Below are 20,350 nucleotides of genomic sequence, written 5' to 3' on the forward strand. Positions count from 1 at the left end.
CTTAGAACTTGTAGAGCAGCCCCAAGGTCAGGCCCGAAATTTCGGGCTTGCCGGTCGTGAGCTGAGTTTTTTCGCTGGAGTAATTGACCACCTCGTACTCAGTGCGGAGCTCTACCTTGGGAGTCACTGCAAATGCAACACCGAAGCCAATCCCGGTACCGCTATGGGTGTTGGAGCCACCGGATGAGGCGGTATCGGTGAACTCTGATTTGAGTTGGTGATAGGCCAATTTGCCGTAAACCAAAGTGTTGGCGCCCACGCGATAGCCGGGGGCAAAGGAGAGCGCCAGGTGGTCCTTGAACTTACCGGAGAACGACTGTGCAGTTCCGGCTGTGTAGTTGACGGAACCAGCATCGGAGGACTTCACGCTATACGCAATACCGAAGGTGCCGACCCAGTTCTGGGACATAGCGAAGCCGTAAGACGCAATCAACGATGCCTCAGTGTCATTGACCTGGGTGGATTGACCATTGATGGAGGCAATGGTGCTCTCGTAGTCCACCTTGTTTTGGACGGAAGAGACTGTCAGACCGATGGCGGGGCCTACAAAGTTTTGTTGAGCGGTCTGCGCAAAGGCAGTTCCAGCGCCGGCGAGCAATGTTGCTGCAGCTATTGCGAGAGATGTGTGCTTCATAAAGTTTCCTTTTAGGTAGGTTGTGAAAATGGAGAGATATGAGAAGTCAGTGCGTCATGCGGCCAGGATGGGGCGTTGCGCCCACCAGGCACGGGCGGTGTCGGGTGCTACCTTTGCTCCTACGAACTGTCGAACTTGGAGGCCCCGCTCATTGCTTCGGTGATACAGATACCTGCTACTGATGTTTGCAAAAAGTGGCTTCCAACTGCCATGGACTTTGGCGGCCTGACCAAATGGAGCAATGAAGTCGGTAAACCACATGCGGTCGCCACTGTTCCAGTCATCCCGGGTCAGACCTGTGACCGGGTTTTGTACATACCTAGCTTCGACCTCTGCACTGAGATTGGCCCATCCCAAGTAGCCCACTGGCCGGCCCGGACCGTTTGATGCGTTTTTTTCAAGGACTAGGATGTATTGCCCTAGCTGGATAGCTGGCAGGAGGGTGTGTTCCAGAGCAAATAGGGGTTGGCTGTTGTGCCGGCCTCCATGCATGAAAAGCCACACAGCGGAACCAAACGACTCTGCATCACTTTGTGCCGGCAAGTTGAATGCAGGCGCAACAATATGGAACTCAGAGGAATTCATAGTTAAAGGGCTTGGGGTTAAAACGCCAAGCTCATGTTGAACCCAGCCGAGGTCTCTGCCGTTCTGAAACCAGACGGTTGGTACAGCGGTGCGCCAACAAATACGTCGTACTGCAACTTTCGGAAGTTGCCTCGCAAGCCGATAACGCCGCCGCTCAGGGCTTTGCCTGCAAGTTGTTCGGCACTCTGGCCATTGACGCCACCGGCGTCGATGCCGATGTACAACTCTTGGCCACTGCCTCCCAGCGACCAGGCCAGGTCCTGACTCAAGAGCCAACCGTTGTCGCCCGTCAGGCTGCTTTCTCCATCGAAACCGCGCACGGTGTAGCGCCCGCCAATGCTAAAACGGTCTTGCGGGGTGAGTGGTGTCTCATTGCCCTGCACCCGCAAGGTGGCCTGGTAGCGCAGTGACTGGGTTAGTAGTTTGAATGGCTGATTCAGTGTGACATCTGCTACCCACAGATTGAAGCGCGCAGTACCTTGACCAGTGGACTCCTCTGGGGCGTCCAGGGCTGCAAAGTCTCGGGTTCCACGCTTGTAGGCCAGGTTCGCATCCACGGTGGCGCTTCCCAAGAATTCCTTGTGCCCAAGACCCATTTCCCAGCCACCGACCACGCGACGCTGGATTTGCACTTCGGTATCGTCTACATAGTTGTTCGAGTGCCGCTCAAAGGCTTTGAGGTGGACAGTGCTTTTGCGTGTAGCGTCCCGATAGAAGAGGTGTGAGGCCTTGATTTCGGTATTGCCGCTCGTACCGCTGTAGACGTAGTTTTGGGTGGATCCGGTCACTGTCTGGTGGTAGCGGCTTTCACTCAGGGTGGCGCCCAGCGTCCAGTAGCCATAGGGCACTGAGTAATGCACGGTGTAGCCCTGTGTGCCGCGTGGGCCGGGATCGCCACCACCGGCATCGTGGTTCTGGGACACATAAAAGAGGTCGTTCAACCCCAGCGGGTTGTCCCAAGAGAATGTGGCACTGGTCTGGTAGCGGCCCGTGCTCTTGCCGCCGCTGTCGTCCAATGCCAATGAAAGTCTTGCCGGAGTAGTGCGCTGGTAGGCAATAACCAGGTCGCTGTGGTCAGGCTGGTCGGCGGGGACGATCTGGATATCGGCGTCCGCAGTAGGCACCCGCTTGAGGTTTTCAAGTGCTTGCTCGATGTCACGCAAGTTGAGGATATCGCCCGGTTGAGCCGGTACGGCGGTAGCCAGCGACGTGGACGCTGTGGTGGTCTGGCCATCTTTGTCTGCAAAGCGAACTGCACGAACACGGCCTGGCACCACAGTTAGCATCAAACTGCCCGTGGATAGATCTTGCGGCTCCGTCAACACACGGGTTGTGACAAAGCCTTTAGCTACCAGCGCGTTTTGTGCCCGCTCCAGCAAGATGCCGATGCCTTGGGTGCCCAGACACTTGCGCAGTGGGCTATCCGCTTTTTGCGTGCCGGACAAACTGTCCAATACCCAACCGAATCGACCAGCGTCTTCACCGCGGAGTTCGAGCTGGCGGATCGGGAAGCATGGGGATTCGATGTCTGGCAAGCGCTGCGCACTGGGGCTTTGTGCGTCGGTGCGGACATCGCGGCCGCGCTCCTGCTGCTCCCGCAATTGGGTCTCACGTTCCTGAATGCGACGCTGCTCTTCAGCGTCGCGCTGGGCATTGGTCAATGTCTGCGCATACAGGTCCAGGGAGGCAGCAAGGAGACAGGAAGCGACCAGCGAATATCTGACTTGGCGCGGCCGTATGAAGTCGGTTGGCATGTCCGGCGTTTGTGAATGGAGGGGTCAAAAGGCACCCACCAACGACGGAGGACTGCGCAAAAGTGCGCGGACTATAGCTGGATGTAGTCCATTCGGACCTCACCCGAAAGAGTGATTTTTACAATTTGCTTGTTAAAAATTGTAAATAATTTAGACATATGCTCGACATGCATCAACTGATGTTATAGGCATACAGCCAAGGCACATCCAGCAGCTTTTGGCCCAGCAACTTCATCGACACATCGCGGGCCATGCGCATGGGGCCCCGCAGGTGAAAAATCTCGCCATTGCGGATGGCGCGGGCTTGCACCCGCGCATTGCGCTGCCAACGTGCCGCAGCGTAGTGGCTGAATCCGGCGGGCATATCGCCCGCGTGGGATCGCAGTGACAAGCTGAGTTGCTGCGCATCTTCAATGGCCATGCCTGCGCCTTGGGCCAGGTAAGGGCGCATGGGGTGCGCGGCATCGCCCAGCAGGGCGAGTCGGCCCAGCGCCATGTCTTGCGCGCTGCGCATGGGCGGGCGGTCACTCAGGGCCCAGAGGCGCCAATCGTCTATGGCATGCACCAGGTCCAGCAAGGGGCCACCGGCATTTGCCAGCCGAACACGCAGCTCGCCCGCGTTGGCACTGTGGTCCCACACCGATGGGTCGCCCACTACCGAACCGTGCACGATGACGACCACGTTCAGCCATTCGCCACGGCGCACCGGATATTGCACGGCATGGAAGTGCGGCCCCATCCACGCAGTGACTACCTGCGAGCGAACACCAGCGGGTAAATCACTCTGCGGCACCATGGCCCGGAATGCCAGATGGCCAGTCACGCGGGGCGCCCCGTCATCTACCAGCTGGCGACGCAGTGCGCTCCACACGCCATCGGCACCGAGCACGCCGCTGGCGTCCAGCTCGCGGCCGTCATGGGTGAGCATCTGCACTCGCTCGCCCACCGGGGCCACACTGGCAATCCGGGTGTTGAGGTCGATGTCGATACCGCCAAGGGACTCCACGGCCTGGCGCAAAAGAGCGTGCAAATCCTGCCTGGCAATGGTGGCGTAGGGTGCGCCATAGACGGCCAAGGCCCTTTCGCCCAAGGGCAAGGTACCCAGCAATTGACCGCTGAGGGCACTGCGCACTTCCAGCCTGTCCGGGAAAGCAGCGACGTCCGCCACCGCCTGCTGCAGACCCCAGCCGTGGAGGATGCGGGTCACATTGGGGCCGAGCTGCACGCCGGCGCCTACTTCACCGAATGCGGGAGCCTGCTCGACGAGCCGCAGGCTTGGGCCTCGCGGGCCGAAAGCCTCGTCCCGACCGCACGCCAACGCCGCTGCCAAGCCGCCTATGCCCCCACCCACGATGACCATGTTGTCTTTCATGGGCATGGATTCTGCCGTGTTGCCCCCGCGAAAACACTGAGGCAGCGCAAATCACGTGCAGGCGGCTTGCGGCGCTATAGTGGGGTCGTCGTTGAACCCATCCATAAAAACCATGGCCGGCCAAACTGATTTTGAGTTGCTCTTCGACTCCGCCCCCATCTCCCTTTGGCTGGAAGACTACAGCTTGCTCAAGAAGCTATTCGACCAGTGGCGCGCGGAGGGCGTTACCGACCTTGAAGCCCACTTGCACGCGGACCCGCGCCGTGCCCAAGCCTGTGCGGACTGCTATCGGGTACTTCGCGTCAATCACCAGACCTTGGCAGTATTTGCGGCCCATAGTCAGGAGGAACTGATCAACCGCTTGGGGGAGGTGCTGCGCGGTGACACTTACACCCGCATGCTGCCCGAGTTGCTGGCGTTTTGGCAGGGACACTTGCAATTTTCGGGTGTCACCGTCAACTACGGATTGGACGGCAGACGCATCAATGTGCGCATCAATATCCGGATCATGGAAGGCCATGAGGACACTTGGAGTCGCGCCATGGTAGCGATTGAAGATGTCACCGAACACACCCAGGCACAGGGCTTACTCGAATCCAGCGAGCGGTATGCGCGCAACCTGTTTGAGTTTTCCCCCGTTTCTATATGGGTGGAAGATTTCAGCGCTGTCAAAAGTCTGCTGGATGAAGTTCGGTCTTCGGGCATCAGCGACTTCAAGACCTTTTTGAGCGTGCACCAGGAATTTGTGCACCGCTGCATGGAACGCATCCGGGTACTGGATGTGAACCAGCACACCCTGCAAATGTTTTCTGCCGGCTCCCGACAGGAACTATTGGGCCAACTCGAGCGCGTATTCCGCGACGAGATGCAGCATTCGTTTGCAGAGCAATTGCTGGACTTGTGGAACGGCAAGACTGTTCAAACCCGCGAAGTGATCAACTACTCGCTCAACGGGGAACCGATCAACATCCATATGCAGTTCTCCGTGCTACCGGGCTATGAGCAGGATTGGAGCCAAGTGCTGGTCTCGCTGGTGGACATTACCGCCCGCAAAAAGGCTGAGGCCTATCTGGAGTACTTGGGCAAGCACGATGCACTCACCCAGTTACGCAATCGGGCTTTCTTTGTCGAGGAACTCAACCGCATCTCCCGCAAAGGCCCCTGGCCACTCAGCGTGATGGCCATGGACCTCAATGGGCTCAAGCATGTGAACGACAACCACGGCCACGCCGCCGGCGACGCCATGCTGCGCCGCACGGGCGAAGTACTGTCCAAGGCCACGGCAGGCCAGGCACTCTGTGTGGCACGCACCGGGGGAGATGAGTTTGTGATCCTCATGGCAGGCCATGACGAGCGCGCAGCCCAGGCCCTGAAAGAGCGTATTGACTCCATGCTGGAGATGAACAACCAGTTCTACCCCGGCCAGAAGATCAGCCTGTCCATTGGCGTGGCGAGTTGCCATAGTGCGGCTGAGGTGGAGGAAACCGCCCAACTGGCGGACCAGCGCATGTACGCCGCCAAGCGACGCTTCTACGAAGAAGCCAAGCTGGAGCGACGCAGCAACTAGGCGATGTGCCCCTGCCCTTTGCGGTGGGTGCCTTGCAGATGCCCGTGCCCTGCCGGGTTGGGCGCTTGCGTGGAGAGGCCTTCCAGAATGCCGCAATGCTCGGCATCGAGTGCGCCCTGGCACTGTGCACGCAAGCCCTTGAGCTGTTTTTCCAGGGCCCGCAGCTCGCGAATACGCTGTGCCACATGGCCGATGTGGGCGTCCAGCAAGGCATTCACATCCGCGCAGTTGTCGCCCGGCGCATCCTGAAACGCCAGCAGTGCGCGGATCTCGTCCAGACTCATGTCCAGGCTGCGGCAGTGGCGGACAAACTGCAGGCGCCGGGTGTGGGCGTCCGAGTAGTGACGGTAGTTGGCATCAGTGCGGGCGGCAGCGGGCAGCAAGCCCTCGCGCTCGTAGTAGCGGATGGTTTCCACCGGGGTGCAGGTGGCCTTGGCCAGATCGCCGATTTTCATGATGTGCCCTGCAATAACCTTGCTGCAGTGTAGCGCTTGACCCTGAAGTGGCTACAGGGTTTCCAATGGCAACATTGAAAGGAAACACCATGTCTCACGCTTGCGAACACCACACCCCTGCTGCCCACAGCATTCTTGACTTGCCCCGCTACCGAAGGGTCTTGTGGGCAGCCTTGTGGATCAATGCGGCCATGTTCGGCGTGGAACTGTTCAGCGGCTGGCACTCGGGCTCGCTATCCCTTTTGGCGGACTCGATTGACTTTGCGGGCGATGCGCTGAACTACGGCGTATCACTCGCAGTGCTGTCTGCCGCCCTGGCTTGGCGGGCCCGCGCGGCCGTGGTCAAGGCGCTGTGCATGATGGGCTTTGGCGCCCTGGTATTGGGCCGCGCCATCTGGGGTTTGTACACCGGCACCGTGCCCGATGCCACCACCATGGGCGTGGTCGGCCTGCTGGCATTGGTGGCCAACGTAGCGGTGGCGTGGATGCTCTATGCCTTTCGCGAGGGCGACGCCAATATGCGCAGCGTGTGGTTGTGCTCACGCAATGACGCGATCGGCAATGTGCTGGTCATGCTGGCCGCGGCAGGGGTACTCGGTACCGGCAGCGGCTGGCCGGATTTGCTGGTGGCCGCCGGCATGGCTGCGCTGGCCCTGCACGGCGGCTGGCTGGTGATGCGCCAGGCCCGCCGGGAGTTGGCGGGCTAAAGCGCCTCGTGCTTGGGCGGTGGCACATAGGCCACCCGGGCATCGCGCACCAGCTGGTGGTTTTCGTCCGCCCAATTCAGCAACTGCCGCATGGGCTGCATGAAAGACTCGCCCAGCGAAGTCAGTGAGTAATCCACCCGTGGCGGCACCGTCGCATGGGCCGTGCGCAGCACCAGACCGTCTTGCTCCAGCCGGCGCAGCGTTTGCGAAAGCATGCGCTGGGAAATGTCGCCAATGGCATTTTTGAGCACACTGAAACGCATGGTCTGGTGATCGTTGAGCATCAGCAACACCAGCATGCTCCAACGGTCGCCCATGCGCTCCAGCACATCACGAATCGGGCAACGTTCGGCCCAGTCAACCTTGGATTTGTGGACGGACATCGTTTCTCCTTCATGGCCTTGAAAGGCTTTGAACAGGTTACTTCAAGGTAACCAGGTGACTTTGCACACCCTACTTGTGCTTGATTTTCGCATGAGTACCATTCCAATAGCAACGATAAAAGTGAATGTTGGTATTTATTAAATACCTATTCACTCGGGTGCATTCGTTAATTTCCATCGTTATCAAGGACAAAACCATGAGCTCCAAACTTCTCGTTACCGGCGCATCCGGACACCTCGGCCAGCGCGTCATCCATCATTTGTTGAACACCCTCCAGGTGGCGCCTGAGCGCATCATTGCCACCAGCCGTAAAGTGGACAGCTTGCAGAATCTGGCGGCTTTGGGCGTGACCGTTCGCGCAGCCGACTTTGACGATGCGGCCTCCCTGCAAGCCGCGTTTGCGGGGGCACAACGTGTGTTGCTCATCAGCACCGACGCGCTGGACCGCCCCGGCCGCCGCCTGGCACAGCACCAAGCCGCCGTGTCTGCCGCAGTGAGCGCCGGTGTGCAGCACCTGGCCTACACCTCCATGCCCCTGCCGGACAACTCACCCCTCTTGATCGCCCCTGACCATGCCGGCACGGAAAAGGCCATTGCCGCTAGCCCCTTGGCCGGTTGGACCATTCTGCGCAACCACTGGTACTTTGAGAACCTGTTCATGTCCTTGCCTTCCGCATTGGCCAGCGGTCAGTGGTACTCCGCCGCAGGCCAGGGCAAGGTCGCGCACATTGCCCGTGACGACCTGGCCTTGGCGGCTGCCACCGCCCTGCTGAAAGACGAAGGCAAAAACACCTACACCCTGAGCGGCGCCCAAGCTTTCACGACCGAAGACATCGCTGCTGCCGTGAGCCAAGCCACCGGCAAGGCCTTGCAAGTGGTGCACGTGCCTCTGGAAGGCCTGATTCAAGGCATGGTGGGCGCCGGCTTCCCCGAGCCATTGGCAGCCGTGTTCGCGTCTTTCGACACCAACACTGCGGCCGGCCGCGTGGCAGACCTGACTGGCGATTTCCAGAAGCTGAGCGGCAAGACCCCCCTGCCGTTTGCGCAGTGGCTGGAAGCCAACAAGGCCGCCTTCGCTGGCTAAACCGGAAAGGGGGTGGACTCAGCCCGCCAGCAACTGCCGCAACACAAAGGGCAGAATGCCGCCGGCGCGGTAGTAGTCCACCTCCACCGGGGTGTCTATGCGCAGCAGCAGGGTGTGGTGGGTTTGGGTGCCGTCTGCCCGGGTTACCAGCAGCTGCGCCTCGCTTTGGGGGGTGAGGTCGGCATCGGGGATGATGCTGATGGTTTCAACACCGGTCAGCCCCAGGCTTTTCCAGCTCTCGCCGGCCTTGAACTGCAAGGGCAGCACACCCATGCCCACCAGGTTGGAGCGGTGAATGCGCTCAAAGCTCTGCGCCACCACCGCCTTGATGCCCAGTAACTGCGTGCCCTTGGCCGCCCAGTCCCGGCTGGAGCCGGTGCCGTACTCTTCGCCCGCGAACACCACGGTGGGAATGCCGGCCGCCTGGTAGCGGGTGGCAGCATCGAAAATGGAGAGCTTTTCTACCCTGCCGTCAGCGCCCTGGTACACGGTGACACCGCCTTCCTCGCGGGAACCATCTTCTTTGGGCGGAACCATCAGGTTCTTGATGCGCACATTGGCAAAGGTGCCTCGCACCATCACCTCGTGGTTGCCGCGGCGCGCGCCGTAGGAGTTGAAGTCCGCTTTTTGCACGCCGTTCGCGAGCAACCACTGGCCGGCGGGCGAGCTCTCTTTGATGTTGCCCGCGGGCGAGATATGGTCGGTAGTGATCGAGTCCCCGAACAGCGCCATGATGCGCGCACCCTGCACCGCCTCTGCCGACACTTTGGAACCTTTTGAGGCCTTAGCGCCCGTGGAATCTGCGCGAGCAGCTCCTTTTTCCATAGCAAAGTTGTCAAAGAAGGGCGGCTTGGCAATGTAGGTGCTGGCCGGCCAGGTGTAGGTCTGGCCGCTCACGCCCTTGATTTTTTCCCACAGCTTGCCCGGCTCTGACTTCACTTTGGCGTAGTTGGCGCGGAAGGCTTTGCCGTTCATCGCAAATTTGAGCATCTTGTAGATCTCGTCGCTGCTGGGCCAGATATCGCCAAGGTACACGTCCTTGCCACCCAAGCCCCTCCCCACCGGCTGGGTCATCAGGTCGCGGGTCACGTTGCCGGCAATCGCATAGGCCACCACCAGCGGCGGGCTGGCCAGGAAGTTGGCCTTCAGGTTGGGGTGAATGCGCGCCTCGAAGTTGCGGTTGCCCGACAGCACTGCCGCGCAAACCAGGTCGTTTTCGGTAATCACCGCGTTGAGCTCGGGCGCCAGGTCACCGGCATTGCCGATGCAGGTGGTGCAGCCGTAGCCCGCCAGCGAAAAGCCCAGCTTCTCCAGGTAAGGCAAGAGGCCGGTTTCCTGCAGATATTCGGTCACGATGCGCGAGCCGGGAGCCAGGCTGGTCTTGATGTGCGGCGCCACCGTCAGTCCCGCCTTGACCGCCTTTTTGGCGAGCAGGCCAGCGGCCAGCAGCACGCTGGGGTTGCTGGTGTTGGTGCAGCTGGTGATGGCGGCAATCAGCACATCGCCGTTTTGCACCAGCAGCGGCGTGGGCTCCGCCTTGCCTTTTTTGGCAGGCTTCTCCGCTTTGGCAGTTGCTGGCACTGGCGCGGGGTACAGGGTGTGCAGGGTGGCTGCGTCTTTGTTGAAGCCGTTAGCCGTGCCCGGCAGGCTGAACAGCTCGGTGAACTTGTCCGCCACATAGCCCAGCTCAATGCGGTCTTGCGGGCGTTTGGGGCCGGCCAGGCTGGGCGTTACATCGCGCAGGTCCAGCTTGACCACACGGGTGTAGGCGATGTTTTTCATTTCCGAAGACGCGCTCTTGCCGCCCGGCACGCCAAACAGCCCTTGGGCGCGGAAATAGGCTTCAAACGCCTCAATCTCTGCTTTGGTACGGCCTGTGCCCTTGAAGTAATCCAAGGTGCGCGCGTCCACCGGAAAGAAGCCCATGGTCGCACCGTACTCGGGCGCCATATTCGCAATGGTGGCGCGGTCCGGCAGGGCCAGGTTTTCGGTGCCTTCGCCAAAAAACTCCACAAAACTGCCCACTACTTTTTCGCGGCGCAACATCTCCGTTACCCGCAACACCAAGTCAGTGGCGGTGACGCCCTCGCACAGCGCGCCGGTGAGCTCAAAGCCCACCACGTCCGGCGTCAAAAAGTACACCGGTTGACCAAGCATGGCGGCCTCGGCCTCGATGCCACCCACTCCCCAGCCCACCACACCGATGCCGTTGATCATGGTGGTGTGGCTGTCGGTACCCACCAGGGTGTCGGGGTAGTAGATGGCGGCTTGCTTGCTGCCATCGGCCGCGCGGGGCTGCTTGGCCTTGTGCACGCCGCGCGCCAGAAACTCCAGGTTCACCTGGTGCACGATGCCGAAGCCCGGCGGCACCACGCCAAAAGTGTCAAAGGCCTGCATGCCCCACTTCATGAATTCGTAGCGCTCGCGGTTGCGCTGGAATTCCAGCTTCATGTTCAGGTCCAGCGAATTTTTGTGGCCGTAGTCATCGACCATGATGGAGTGGTCCACCACCAGGTCCACCGGCACCAGCGGCTCGATGCGCGCCGGGTCCGCGCCCAGCGCGGCGGCGGTGCTGCGCATGGCGGCCAAGTCGGCCAGCAAAGGCACGCCGGTAAAGTCTTGCAGCACCACGCGGCTGACCACAAACGGAATCTCGGCAGTGCGCTCCGCCTGGGGCTGCCAGTTGGCGAGTCGGGCCACATGGGCGGGCGTGAGCTTGCGGCCATCGCAGTTGCGCAGCAGGCTCTCCAGCACGATGCGCAAGGACAGCGGCAAACGCCGGATGTTGGGAAACTGCCGCGCCAGATGCGGCAAGGAGTAAAGCTGCCCGGCTTTGCCGGCAGCCGTTTCAAAAGGCCGGAGGGTGGATGCGAATGCGTGTGGCACTAGGGGCTCCCCAAGGACATGAAAGAAACATTCTGTCAGCAGCACAATGACTGTTCTGTGACCAGTGGCTTTTCACTGGCGAGGGGCGTGTGCACCCACTTGTCACGTGCGTACTGGACACCGCCTTCTGCACAGGCCATAAAGCACCATCCGCAACCCCAAGCAGCAGCACCATGAGCGAGACAAACCACCCCGTGCACACCCACCACCGTATCTGCCCTCTGTGCGAGGCCTGCTGCGGGCTGGAAATCAAGGTCCAGGACCAGAAGGTCATCAGCATCCGCGGGCACGAGGCCGATGTGCTGAGCCGCGGCTATATCTGCCCCAAGGCGATTGCCCTCAAAGACCTGCATGAAGACCCGGACCGGCTGCGCACTCCGCTGATCAAGCGCAACGGCAAACACGAACCCGCGACCTGGGACGAGGCCTTTGCCGAGATTGAGAAGCGCCTGCCGCCGCTCATGGCCGCGCACGGCAAGCACGCTGTGGCCATGGCCGTGGGCAACCCGTCTGCCCACAAGATCGGCCTGCTCACCTACTTCGGAAAGCTGGCGCGCGCCATCGGCAGCCGCAACGTGTTTTCCGCCTCCACCCTGGATCAGATGCCCAAGCAACTGGCCAGCGGCCTGATGTTCGGCCACTGGCTCTCCACCGCCCTGCCCGACATCAGCCGCACCGATTTGCTGGTGGTGATTGGCGCTAACCCGCTGGCCAGCAACGGCAGCATGTGGACCGTGCCCGACTTCAAGGGCAAGGCCAAAGCGCTGCAGGCCCGGGGCGGTCAGCTCATCGTGATCGACCCGCGCCGCACAGAAACAGCCGCCGTGGCCGACGCGCACCACTTCATCCGCCCGGGGGCCGACGTGTTTTTGCTGGCGGCCATGGTACAGGTGCTGTTTGCCGAAAACCTGGTGAACCTGGGACGCGTGGCGCCATGGGTGCAAGGCACCGAAGAGGTTCGCGCAGCGGTCGCCGGCTTCACGCCGGAAGCTGCGGCGTCTCGTTGCGGCATGCCGGCCGACACCATCCGCAGCCTGGCGCGCCAGATTGCCAGCACGCCCAAGGCGGCGGTGTATGCCCGCATTGGCACCTGCACCCAGCTGTACGGCACGCTGGCCAGCTGGCTGGTGGATGTGCTCAACACCCTGACCGGCCACCTGGACATGGAAGGCGGCATGCTGTTCGCCAAGTCTGCCGCTTTTGCCAGCAACACCATGGGCAAACCCGGCATTGGCAAAGGCGTGAGCACAGGCCGCCACCATGCCCGCGTGAGCGGCGCACCCGAGGTGTATGGCGAACTGCCCATCACCTGCATGGCCGAAGAGATCGAAACACCCGGTGAGGGCCAGGTGCGTGCACTGATTACCGTGGCTACCAACCCGGTACTCTCCAGCCCGGACGGCCCGCGCCTTGCCAAAGCGTTGGACTCGCTGGACTTCATGGTCAGCCTGGACATCTACCTGAACGAAACCACCCGCCATGCGGATGTGATCCTGCCCGGCCTCTCGCCGCTCGAAGACTTGCACTACGACGTGGCTTTCCCCCAACTCTCGTGGCGCAACCACGCGCGCTACAGCGCACCCGTGTTGCTCCGCCCCGAAGGCCAGCCCGAAGAGTGGCAAACCCTGCTCAAGCTGACCGCCATCGTGCAAGGCCAGGGCGCCCGGCAGGACGCCAACCTGCTCGACGACCAGCAGTTTGCCGATGACGCTAACCGCCTGTTCGGCCCCCATGCCGCTGCTGTGATCGCAGCAACCGGCAGCTTGCGCGGCCCCCAGCGCGGGCTGGACGTGGCACTGCGCAGCGGCCCCTACGGCGACCAGTTCGGCCTGAAACCTGAAGGTTTGAATCTGAAAAAGGTCATGGCCGCCAGCGACAGCGGTGGCATTGACCTGGGCGAGCTGCAACCTCGCATTCCCGAAATGCTGCGCACCCCCAGCGGCAAAGTGGAGCTCGCGCCTCCGCTCTTGCTACAAGATTTGGAGCGCGCCGCGCAGGATCTGCGGGCGCCAGCACCCGATTTGGTCATCATCGGCCGGCGGGATGTGCGCACCAACAACAGCTGGATGCACAACCTGCCCACGCTGACCAAAGGTCCTTTCCGCTGCACGGCGCTGATCCACCCTGACGATGCTGTGCGCTTCGGAGTGCAAGACGGCGGCATGGCCACCCTGCGCAACGGGCACCGCAGTGTGCAGGCGCAAGTGCAGGTCAGCAGCGACATGATGCCCGGCGTGGTCAGCCTGCCGCACGGCTGGGGCCACAACCTGCCGGGCGCGCAGCTGCGGGTAGCGGCGGAGCGCCCGGGCGCCAACATCAATGCCTTGCTCGATGACCAACTGCGCGACCCGCTGTCGGGCAACGCCGTGCTGGGCGGCGTGGCCATCACCATGGAAGCTGCATGAAGGTGACCGGGGCCAGATAGTCAAGATTGGAGGGGCGGACTCTATTCTCAGGTTGAAAAGGCATTTAGGATGTCCGGACTCTTCAAGAACAGGATGGAAAGCCCCATGAGAATAGCGTTGCGTTTGGCTACGGCTTGTCTGGTCATGTCCCTGACGCTGGCCGCCCACGCCCTGACGTTCCGCGCAGCGAGCGATCCTTACCCACCCTATGGTGACCCCAAGCATCCCGATGGCGGCTTGGGCATCGAGATCATCCGCGCGGCCTTCAAGACGCAGGGCCACGACATGACGATGGAGTATGTGCCTTGGGCCCGGGCCGAAGCGGGCGTCAAGAACGGGACCTACGACATCCTCCCCTTCACATGGCGAACGGATGCCCGAGAGAAAGTGCTGCTGTTCAGCGCCCCGTTTGCCGTGGGCCATGTCCGCTTCATCAAGCGCAAGGGCGACCCCTTCAATTTTCAGGGAATGGAAAGCCTGGAGGGCAAGCGCATCGGCGTTATCCAAGGATATGCGTACAGCGAAACCTTCGGGCAGTCCAGCAGCTTCGTGCGGGAGAACGGGAAAGACCTCCCCACCAACGTCCAGAAGCTCCTGCTAAAGCGCCTGGACCTGACCATCGAAGACGAAACCGTGGCTCGCGCGGCCCTTTTTGCAGACGGCCCCGACATGCTGGAACAGATTGAATTCGTGAAAACGCCTCTGGCAGTCAACCCCCTCTACATCACCGCGGGAATACAAAACCCGTTGGCTCACGAAATCATCAGTGCCTTCAACAAGGGGCTGGAGGTCATCAAAGCCAATGGCACGTATGACCGGATCTTCAAAAAATATGGCGTAGAGCGTTCTGTACGCTGACACGCCCCGGACTCCTTCCGGCGCGAGAGCCTGCCTCGCTCCATAGAACGCCTAGAGCAGTGCCTGCCCTGCAGCAGCCACCACACTGCGGGTGAGGCGCTCCAGTTCCGGCAAGGGCTGCTGGGCGACTTGCCAATACAGCGGCACATCCAGCGCGCGACCCGGCACCAGCTCCACCAGGCGGCGCTTGTCCATATGCTCTTGCACCGAGAGCAGCGGGTTCATGCCCCAGCCCACATCGGCCAGCGCAGCATCCACAAAAGCCTGCGATGAAGGCAAGCGGTGGGCCGGCAGCATCACATCGCGGCGCAGCTGGCGGCGCACCCATCGCTCCTGCAGGCGGTCGTTACGGTCAAACACGATACTGGGTGCGCGGGCCAGGGTGTCGGCATTCACCCCCCCGGCGAAGTGCTGTTGCATGAAGGCAGGCGAGGCCGTGGCGCAATAGCGCAAGGTGCCCAGCTTGCGCACTTTGCAGCCCTGCACCGCCTTGGCGTGCGAGGTCACCGCGGCCAACACATGGCCACGGCGCAGCCATTCGTTGGTCTGGTCCTGATCGTCCACCGCCACATCCAGCAGCACCTGGCTCTGCGCGCAGAAGTCGCGCATGGCAGTCACGAACCAGGTACTCAGGCTGTCTGCATTGATGGCAATGCGGATGGTGGTGTGCTCGGCTTGCGCGTCTTCCGGGGCCAAGGCCGGCAGGTCACGCCGCAGATCGTGCTCCAGCATGGCCACCGAATCCGCGTGGCGGCAGATGCGGGCACCTGCCTCGGTAGCGGTGCAAGGCTGCCCCCGCACGATAAGCACCGCCCCCACCCGCTCTTCCATCTGGCGGATGCGCTGTGACACCGCCGACGGCGTGATGTGCAGTACCCGCGCGGCGCGCTCGAAGCTGCCTTCGCGCACCACAGCGGCGACAGTGGCAAGCAATGTGGATTCCAGCATGGTCAGGTTTAATGAAGTATGGCTAATTCCAGCGTAGCAGATTTCATGTGATTTTCTGCACTTCAATCCGATACTTGCGCCATGCAAGAACCCTCCGCCTTCCTGGCTACGCTTACCACCGCACTGCCCAGCGTCATGACCGGCCTGACGCTCAGCCTGTCACTCATCATGGCCATCGGTGCCCAAAACACCTTTGTGCTGCGCCAAGGGCTGCGCCGCGAGCATGTGGCTGCGGTGGTGGCCGTATGCGCCCTGCTGGATATCACCTTGATGACCATCGGCGTGAGCGGGCTGGCCGCTACCCTGGGCAACTATCCGCGTGCCTTGAACGCGCTGGCACTGGCCGGCGCTGCCGTGGTGGGCTGGTACGGACTCTCGGCATTGCGCCGGGCGCTGGCACCGCATGCCATGCATGCGCAGCTCCAGGGCGCGCCGCAAACGCTGCGTAAAACCGTCATTCAGGTTTTGACCATCAGCTTGTTGAACCCGCATGTGTATCTGGACACCGTGATTCTGGTGGGTGCGGTCGGTGCCAAGCAGGCTGCCGGCACCCAGGGCTGGTTTCTGGTGGGAGCCGGTGGCGCCAGCGCGCTGTGGTTCATCACCCTGGGCTTCGGCGCGCGGCTTCTCAGCCCGCTGTTTGAACGCCCCGTGGCCTGGCGGGTGCTGGACCTCCTGGTCGCAGCGATGATGGGCCATATCGCCTACAGCTTGTGGTCGCAAGCGACAGTGCTGTAGGCTCAGCGCTCTTTCATCAAGGAGACACATATGAATTGGTTGGATCTGGTCACCGCAGTGGCGATCGCGCAGTACATCTGGTTTGGAGTGCTGGTAGGCCAAGCCCGTGGACGTTACGGGGTGCATGCGCCGGCCGTCACCGGCCACGAAACGTTTGAGCGCTATTACCGCGTGCAGATGAATACCCTGGAGCTGCTGGTGCCCCTGGTGCCCGCCATGTACCTGGCGGCGCGCTACTGGTCGCCGGTGTGGGTGGCAGCCGCGGGCGCCGTCTACGTGGTGGGCCGCTTCATCTATTTGCGCGCCTATGTCGCCGACCCTAAAACCCGCGCTTTGGGTTATTCCCTCAGCGCCCTGCCGGTGTTGGGCCTGTTGGTCGCAGTGGTTGCGGGCGTGTTCATGGCAGCTTGAACGCCAATGCCTGCAGGCAGCTCACTCTGCCGGTTCTGCATCGGTCTGGTCTATCCATTCCACTTGCCCGCTACCCGCCTCGTTGAGGCGGGCCACCAAAGCAGCAGCAGCGTGGGCGGGCAGCGCGAACACCAGCTCCACCCGCTCGCCATGGCGCACCTCACCCAAGGTGGCACCCGCAGCGTCCAGCTCGCGGCGCACGCGGCCTTCCAGAGGGTAAGGCACCGCGCACTTCAGCGCCTGCATTTTCACAATCGGCACCTTCTCGGCTTGCAGCAAAGCCTGCGCCACCGTGTCGGTGTAGGCCCGCACCAGCCCGCCGGCGCCCAGGTTCACGCCACCGTAGTAACGCACTACCGTGGCCAGCACTCCTTCCAGATCCTGATGGCGCAGCACGTCCAGCATGGGCCGTCCGGCAGTGCCGCTAGGCTCACCGTCGTCCACGGCCGCCGAATGCCCACCCGCCATCAGCGCCCAACACACGTGCGTGGCGGTGGGGTGCTCGGCCCACAAGTCCGCTACCACCTTTTGCGCTGCAGCGCGATCCGCCACCGCTTGCACCCGGCCGATAAACCGGCTCTTTTTGACGATGAGTTCGCTGTTGCTGGGTTTTGCTATCGTGTGCGCCATGACCGGAGTGTAGATTCCGCCTGCACCGTCCTTTTCCTTCGTAACCCTATCCATGACCCGTCGCACCCGGTTTCTGCTGGCCCTGACCATCTTGCTCCTGGCGGCTCTGGCCGGTGGCGCCTATTGGCTGCATGGCAACCTGGACCGGCTGGTGCAGCAAGCCATTACCCGCTATGGCAGCGAGATCACCGGTGCGCCAGTCAGTGTGGCAGCCGCCAGGCTGGAGCCCACCAATGGCCGCGGCGAGCTGCGGGGCTTGCGCATCGGTAACCCCGCCGGCTTCAAAACGCCCTATGCAGTGCAGGCAGACCGCATAGAGCTGGAGCTGGATCTCAGCTCACTCGCCTCGGACGTGGTGGTGATCCGCAAAATTGCAGTCATTGCACCGGATGTGATTTATGAAAAGGGCGAGCGGCAAACCAACTTTGATGCGCTACAAGCCCAGATTGCCAAGGCCGTAGGCCAGTCTTCCAACACGAGCCCCGGCAAGAAGCTGATCGTGCAGGAGCTGGTGGTGCGCAATGCCCGCGCGCAAGCCAGCGCGGCCTTCATGAACGGAAAGACCGTCACCGTGGCATTGCCCGACTTGCAACTGCGTGACTTGGGCAAAGCCGAAGGTGGCCTGACCCCGGCGCAGCTGGGCCAGAGGATTGCGGCTGCCATGGAAAAGCGGCTGACCGCTGCGGTCAGCTTTGACAAGTTGCTTCAATCCGTAGGCGGCGCACTGAACCGTGCGGGTGACGCCTTGCAGGGACTTTTCAAGTAAAAAGCGCATCTTGCGCTGGTGGAATATGCGCGAGCAGCTATTCTTTTGATAGCAATCACACCACCGGCGAAGTCTTCAAGCCGGCCAGGTAGGCGTCCAGCGTAGCCAAGCCCACAGCTTCGAGGTCAAAGGCCTCCGGGTCCAGCAGCCAGTTGTATTTGATGCCCCCCACCAGCGCAAACAGGCCAATGGTGGCGTTGCGCAGGTGTGCGTCGGCCTTGATATGGCCCAACTGTTGGGCGATCTGGAGCAGGCGCTGCATGTCATCCATGCACTCGTTGCGGCCGCTGATCTTGCGCTGCTGCATCTCCTGCATTTCATCGACGTACTCCACCTTCTGCATCGCGATTTCAAATACGCGGCGAACTTGTGCATCGTTGGCAACCTGGCGCAAGGCGGTAGCGGTATTGCGGCGGATTTTGTCCAGTGGCCGGGCTTCGTCGTCCTGGGTGATTTCGGTCAAGCGGGCCATCATCGGCAGGGTGACCCGCTCCATCATGGCGTGAAAGAGCTCGCCCTTATTCTCAAAATGCCAATAAATCGCGCCCCGGGTCAGACCCGCGTCCTTGGCAATTTCCTGCAAGGAAGTGCGCGAAACCCCGCGCTGGTGAAACACGCGTTCAGCAGCGTCTAGGATCAGTTCGCGGGTGGCTAAGGCTTCTTCTTTGGTGCGGCGGGCCATGGATTGACCTCATAAAAATGTGCGGGTATTGTAGTTTTTTCGAAACATACATTCGTGCATGTATGTATACTAACCTCCATTGTCGCGGTCTGCTTCGCTATTTCTTGAGGGTTTGCCCTAGATCAAGCCGCCGGCAAGTCTCACCCCCGATTACCGCCCCAACTACCTCTGTCACAAGGGAAATCTGTATGTCGCTGTTCCGTCAGACCCAGGGTGCCTCACCCGCTCTCTCCTCCGGCCGTGTGGCCTTGTTGGCCATTCCATTGGCTGTAGCCCTGGTGGCCTGCGGCGCCAAAGACGGCGCTCAGGGCGCCGGCGGCCCGCCCGGTGGCGGCATGCCCCCTGCTGAAGTCGGTGTAGTGACCGTGTCCAGCCAAGTGGTGGCTTTGCAGTCGGAGTTGCCCGGCCGCGTCAGCGCCCTGCGCGTGGCCCAAGTGCGCGCCCGGGTAAGTGGCGTGGTGCTGCAACGTGCCTTCCGCGAAGGCAGCGAAGTAAAAGCCGGCCAGGTGCTGTACCAACTGGACTCTGCCCCCTACCGCGCTGCGTTCGAGAGCGCCCAAGCTACCGTGGTGAAAGCCCAGGCCACGCTGGCGCAAGCCACCGCCCAAGTGGAGCGCAACAAGGCGCTGGTAGAAGCCAACGCCATCAGCAAGCAGGAATTCACCACCCTGCAAACCGCCCAGCGTCAGGCAGAAGCCGATCTGGGTGTGGCCAAAGCCGCAGTGGAGACCGCGCGCATCAACCTGGCTTACGCCACCATCACGGCCCCCATCTCCGGTCGCATCGGCCAATCGTCCGTGACCGAGGGTGCACTGGTAGGAGCCTCTGACACCACTGCCCTGGCCACCATTCAGCAGACCAACTCGGTCTACGTGAACTTCACCCAGTCCAGCACCGAAGTGCTGCGCCTGCGCAAAGCCATTGCCTCCAAGCAATTGCGCGCTTCGGGCGACGGCTCAGTGCCGGTGCGCATCGTGCTGGAAGACGGCAGCGAGCTGCCCAAGGCCGGCAAGCTGCTGTTCAGCGACCTGACAGTGGACGCCACCAGCGGCCAGATCACCCTGCGCGCCGAAGTGCCCAACGCCGACGGCCTGCTGTTGCCAGGCCAGTACGTGCGCGTGCGCTTGTCCCAGGCAGAGCTGCCCTCCGGCATCATGGTTCCGCAGCAAGCGGTGACCCGCACCAACCAGGGCGACACCGTGCTGGTGGTCGGCGAAGGCGGCAAGCCCGGCCCGCGCCCCGTGAAGCTCGGTGGCAATGCCATCAACAACCAGTGGGTGATTCTGGACGGCTTGAAAGAAGGCGACCAGGTCATCGTGGACGGCTTCCAGAAAATGATGGTGCCCGGCGCCCCCGTGAAGCCCGTGCCATGGACTCCCGGTGCCGCACCCGCTGGCGCCCCGGGCGCATCCGCATCCGCATCCGCTTCCGCCCCCGCTGCAGCCGCATCTGCAGCTGCCAAATAAATCGCTAGAGGCACATTC

General features: G+C 61.8%; 19 protein-coding genes. 9 read left to right on the plus strand and 10 right to left on the minus strand.

What is annotated here, in order from left to right; genetic code table 11:
- Window position 1: 1 nt before the first annotated feature.
- The 4 genes from RAN89_RS15200 to RAN89_RS15215 all read right to left on the minus strand — a co-directional run bounded on the left by RAN89_RS15200 (window position 2) and on the right by RAN89_RS15215 (window position 4,345).
- Window positions 2-634 (minus strand): outer membrane protein, encoded by a 633-nt coding sequence (locus tag RAN89_RS15200; protein ID WP_313867089.1) that lies wholly within the window; start codon window positions 632-634, stop codon window positions 2-4.
- Between the two features lie 54 nt (window positions 635-688).
- On the minus strand, window positions 689-1,219 hold the full coding sequence (locus RAN89_RS15205) for a toxin-activating lysine-acyltransferase (RefSeq protein WP_313867090.1): 531 nt from the start codon (window positions 1,217-1,219) through the stop codon (window positions 689-691).
- A 17-nt stretch (window positions 1,220-1,236) separates the two neighbouring features.
- Entirely contained in the window at window positions 1,237-2,973 is a 1,737-nt protein-coding gene (locus RAN89_RS15210) for a ShlB/FhaC/HecB family hemolysin secretion/activation protein (RefSeq protein ID WP_313867091.1), read from the minus strand.
- 172 nt (window positions 2,974-3,145) lie between these two features.
- Entirely contained in the window at window positions 3,146-4,345 is a 1,200-nt protein-coding gene (locus RAN89_RS15215; protein WP_313869412.1) for an FAD-dependent monooxygenase, read from the minus strand.
- A gap of 112 nt (window positions 4,346-4,457) precedes the next feature.
- Here RAN89_RS15215 and RAN89_RS15220 point away from each other — a divergent pair, with 112 nt between their 5' ends.
- Window positions 4,458-5,912, plus strand: a complete 1,455-nt coding sequence (locus tag RAN89_RS15220) for a sensor domain-containing diguanylate cyclase (protein ID WP_313867092.1) — start codon at window positions 4,458-4,460, stop codon at window positions 5,910-5,912.
- On the opposite strand, the gene cadR is transcribed toward RAN89_RS15220, so the two are convergent.
- On the minus strand, window positions 5,909-6,367 hold the full coding sequence (gene cadR / locus RAN89_RS15225) for a Cd(II)/Pb(II)-responsive transcriptional regulator (RefSeq protein WP_313867093.1): 459 nt from the start codon (window positions 6,365-6,367) through the stop codon (window positions 5,909-5,911). The genes RAN89_RS15220 and cadR overlap by 4 nt on opposite strands.
- A gap of 89 nt (window positions 6,368-6,456) precedes the next feature.
- Between cadR and RAN89_RS15230 the strand changes: the two genes are divergently transcribed.
- Entirely contained in the window at window positions 6,457-7,074 is a 618-nt protein-coding gene (locus tag RAN89_RS15230; RefSeq protein WP_313867094.1) for a cation efflux transmembrane domain-containing protein, read from the plus strand.
- Here the strand turns inward: RAN89_RS15230 and RAN89_RS15235 are convergent.
- A complete protein-coding gene (locus RAN89_RS15235; protein WP_313867095.1) occupies window positions 7,071-7,457 on the minus strand; it encodes a winged helix-turn-helix transcriptional regulator in 387 nt (128 codons plus the stop codon). The two genes, RAN89_RS15230 and RAN89_RS15235, sit on opposite strands and share 4 nt — an antisense overlap.
- 197 nt (window positions 7,458-7,654) lie before the next feature.
- Between RAN89_RS15235 and RAN89_RS15240 the strand changes: the two genes are divergently transcribed.
- Entirely contained in the window at window positions 7,655-8,542 is an 888-nt protein-coding gene (locus tag RAN89_RS15240) for an SDR family oxidoreductase (RefSeq protein WP_313867096.1), read from the plus strand.
- An 18-nt stretch (window positions 8,543-8,560) separates the two neighbouring features.
- On the opposite strand, the gene acnA is transcribed toward RAN89_RS15240, so the two are convergent.
- A complete protein-coding gene (acnA, locus tag RAN89_RS15245) occupies window positions 8,561-11,428 on the minus strand; it encodes an aconitate hydratase AcnA (RefSeq protein WP_313867097.1) in 2,868 nt (955 codons plus the stop codon).
- Window positions 11,429-11,601: 173 nt separating this feature from the next.
- Between acnA and RAN89_RS15250 the strand changes: the two genes are divergently transcribed.
- A complete protein-coding gene (locus RAN89_RS15250) occupies window positions 11,602-13,833 on the plus strand; it encodes a molybdopterin-dependent oxidoreductase (protein ID WP_313867098.1) in 2,232 nt (743 codons plus the stop codon).
- A gap of 105 nt (window positions 13,834-13,938) precedes the next feature.
- Entirely contained in the window at window positions 13,939-14,691 is a 753-nt protein-coding gene (locus RAN89_RS15255) for a substrate-binding periplasmic protein (protein WP_313867099.1), read from the plus strand.
- A 51-nt stretch (window positions 14,692-14,742) separates the two neighbouring features.
- On the opposite strand, the gene RAN89_RS15260 is transcribed toward RAN89_RS15255, so the two are convergent.
- Window positions 14,743-15,639 (minus strand): LysR family transcriptional regulator ArgP, encoded by an 897-nt coding sequence (locus tag RAN89_RS15260; protein ID WP_313867100.1) that lies wholly within the window; start codon window positions 15,637-15,639, stop codon window positions 14,743-14,745.
- 81 nt (window positions 15,640-15,720) lie between these two features.
- On the opposite strand from RAN89_RS15260, the gene RAN89_RS15265 reads away from it, so the two are divergent.
- Window positions 15,721-16,377, plus strand: coding sequence for a LysE/ArgO family amino acid transporter (locus RAN89_RS15265; protein WP_313867101.1), 657 nt, complete (start codon window positions 15,721-15,723; stop codon window positions 16,375-16,377).
- Window positions 16,378-16,407: 30 nt separating this feature from the next.
- Window positions 16,408-16,788, plus strand: a complete 381-nt coding sequence (locus RAN89_RS15270; RefSeq protein WP_313867102.1) for an MAPEG family protein — start codon at window positions 16,408-16,410, stop codon at window positions 16,786-16,788.
- Window positions 16,789-16,809: 21 nt separating this feature from the next.
- Here RAN89_RS15270 and RAN89_RS15275 read toward each other — a convergent pair whose 3' ends face one another.
- Window positions 16,810-17,418, minus strand: coding sequence for an IMPACT family protein (locus RAN89_RS15275; RefSeq protein WP_313867103.1), 609 nt, complete (start codon window positions 17,416-17,418; stop codon window positions 16,810-16,812).
- A gap of 52 nt (window positions 17,419-17,470) precedes the next feature.
- Between RAN89_RS15275 and RAN89_RS15280 the strand changes: the two genes are divergently transcribed.
- Window positions 17,471-18,184, plus strand: coding sequence for an AsmA family protein (locus RAN89_RS15280; RefSeq protein WP_313867104.1), 714 nt, complete (start codon window positions 17,471-17,473; stop codon window positions 18,182-18,184).
- 55 nt (window positions 18,185-18,239) lie between these two features.
- Here RAN89_RS15280 and RAN89_RS15285 read toward each other — a convergent pair whose 3' ends face one another.
- Window positions 18,240-18,866 carry a TetR family transcriptional regulator gene (locus tag RAN89_RS15285; protein WP_313867105.1) on the minus strand — a complete coding sequence of 209 codons (627 nt, stop codon included), beginning with the start codon at window positions 18,864-18,866 and terminating at the stop codon, window positions 18,240-18,242.
- A 188-nt stretch (window positions 18,867-19,054) separates the two neighbouring features.
- Here RAN89_RS15285 and RAN89_RS15290 point away from each other — a divergent pair, with 188 nt between their 5' ends.
- Window positions 19,055-20,332, plus strand: a complete 1,278-nt coding sequence (locus tag RAN89_RS15290) for an efflux RND transporter periplasmic adaptor subunit (protein ID WP_313867106.1) — start codon at window positions 19,055-19,057, stop codon at window positions 20,330-20,332.
- Window positions 20,333-20,350 lie beyond the last annotated feature (18 nt).

The sequence above is a fragment of the Rhodoferax mekongensis genome (assembly GCF_032191775.1).
Classification (GTDB): Bacteria; Pseudomonadota; Gammaproteobacteria; order Burkholderiales; family Burkholderiaceae_C; genus Allorhodoferax; species Allorhodoferax mekongensis.

Excerpts from the sequence above, each read along its gene's own strand:
- RAN89_RS15200 (WP_313867089.1), bottom strand. The coding sequence starts at position 634 with ATGAAGCACACATCTCTCGCAATAGCTGCAGCAACATTGCTCGCCGGC.
- RAN89_RS15205 (WP_313867090.1), bottom strand. The coding sequence starts at position 1,219 with ATGAATTCCTCTGAGTTCCATATTGTTGCGCCTGCATTCAACTTGCCG.
- RAN89_RS15210 (WP_313867091.1), bottom strand. The coding sequence starts at position 2,973 with ATGCCAACCGACTTCATACGGCCGCGCCAAGTCAGATATTCGCTGGTC.
- RAN89_RS15215 (WP_313869412.1), bottom strand. The coding sequence starts at position 4,345 with ATGAAAGACAACATGGTCATCGTGGGTGGGGGCATAGGCGGCTTGGCA.
- RAN89_RS15220 (WP_313867092.1), top strand. The coding sequence starts at position 4,458 with ATGGCCGGCCAAACTGATTTTGAGTTGCTCTTCGACTCCGCCCCCATC.
- cadR (WP_313867093.1), bottom strand. The coding sequence starts at position 6,367 with ATGAAAATCGGCGATCTGGCCAAGGCCACCTGCACCCCGGTGGAAACC.
- RAN89_RS15230 (WP_313867094.1), top strand. The coding sequence starts at position 6,457 with ATGTCTCACGCTTGCGAACACCACACCCCTGCTGCCCACAGCATTCTT.
- RAN89_RS15235 (WP_313867095.1), bottom strand. The coding sequence starts at position 7,457 with ATGTCCGTCCACAAATCCAAGGTTGACTGGGCCGAACGTTGCCCGATT.
- RAN89_RS15240 (WP_313867096.1), top strand. The coding sequence starts at position 7,655 with ATGAGCTCCAAACTTCTCGTTACCGGCGCATCCGGACACCTCGGCCAG.
- RAN89_RS15250 (WP_313867098.1), top strand. The coding sequence starts at position 11,602 with ATGAGCGAGACAAACCACCCCGTGCACACCCACCACCGTATCTGCCCT.
- RAN89_RS15255 (WP_313867099.1), top strand. The coding sequence starts at position 13,939 with ATGAGAATAGCGTTGCGTTTGGCTACGGCTTGTCTGGTCATGTCCCTG.
- RAN89_RS15260 (WP_313867100.1), bottom strand. The coding sequence starts at position 15,639 with ATGCTGGAATCCACATTGCTTGCCACTGTCGCCGCTGTGGTGCGCGAA.
- RAN89_RS15265 (WP_313867101.1), top strand. The coding sequence starts at position 15,721 with ATGCAAGAACCCTCCGCCTTCCTGGCTACGCTTACCACCGCACTGCCC.
- RAN89_RS15270 (WP_313867102.1), top strand. The coding sequence starts at position 16,408 with ATGAATTGGTTGGATCTGGTCACCGCAGTGGCGATCGCGCAGTACATC.
- RAN89_RS15275 (WP_313867103.1), bottom strand. The coding sequence starts at position 17,418 with ATGGCGCACACGATAGCAAAACCCAGCAACAGCGAACTCATCGTCAAA.
- RAN89_RS15280 (WP_313867104.1), top strand. The coding sequence starts at position 17,471 with ATGACCCGTCGCACCCGGTTTCTGCTGGCCCTGACCATCTTGCTCCTG.
- RAN89_RS15285 (WP_313867105.1), bottom strand. The coding sequence starts at position 18,866 with ATGGCCCGCCGCACCAAAGAAGAAGCCTTAGCCACCCGCGAACTGATC.
- RAN89_RS15290 (WP_313867106.1), top strand. The coding sequence starts at position 19,055 with ATGTCGCTGTTCCGTCAGACCCAGGGTGCCTCACCCGCTCTCTCCTCC.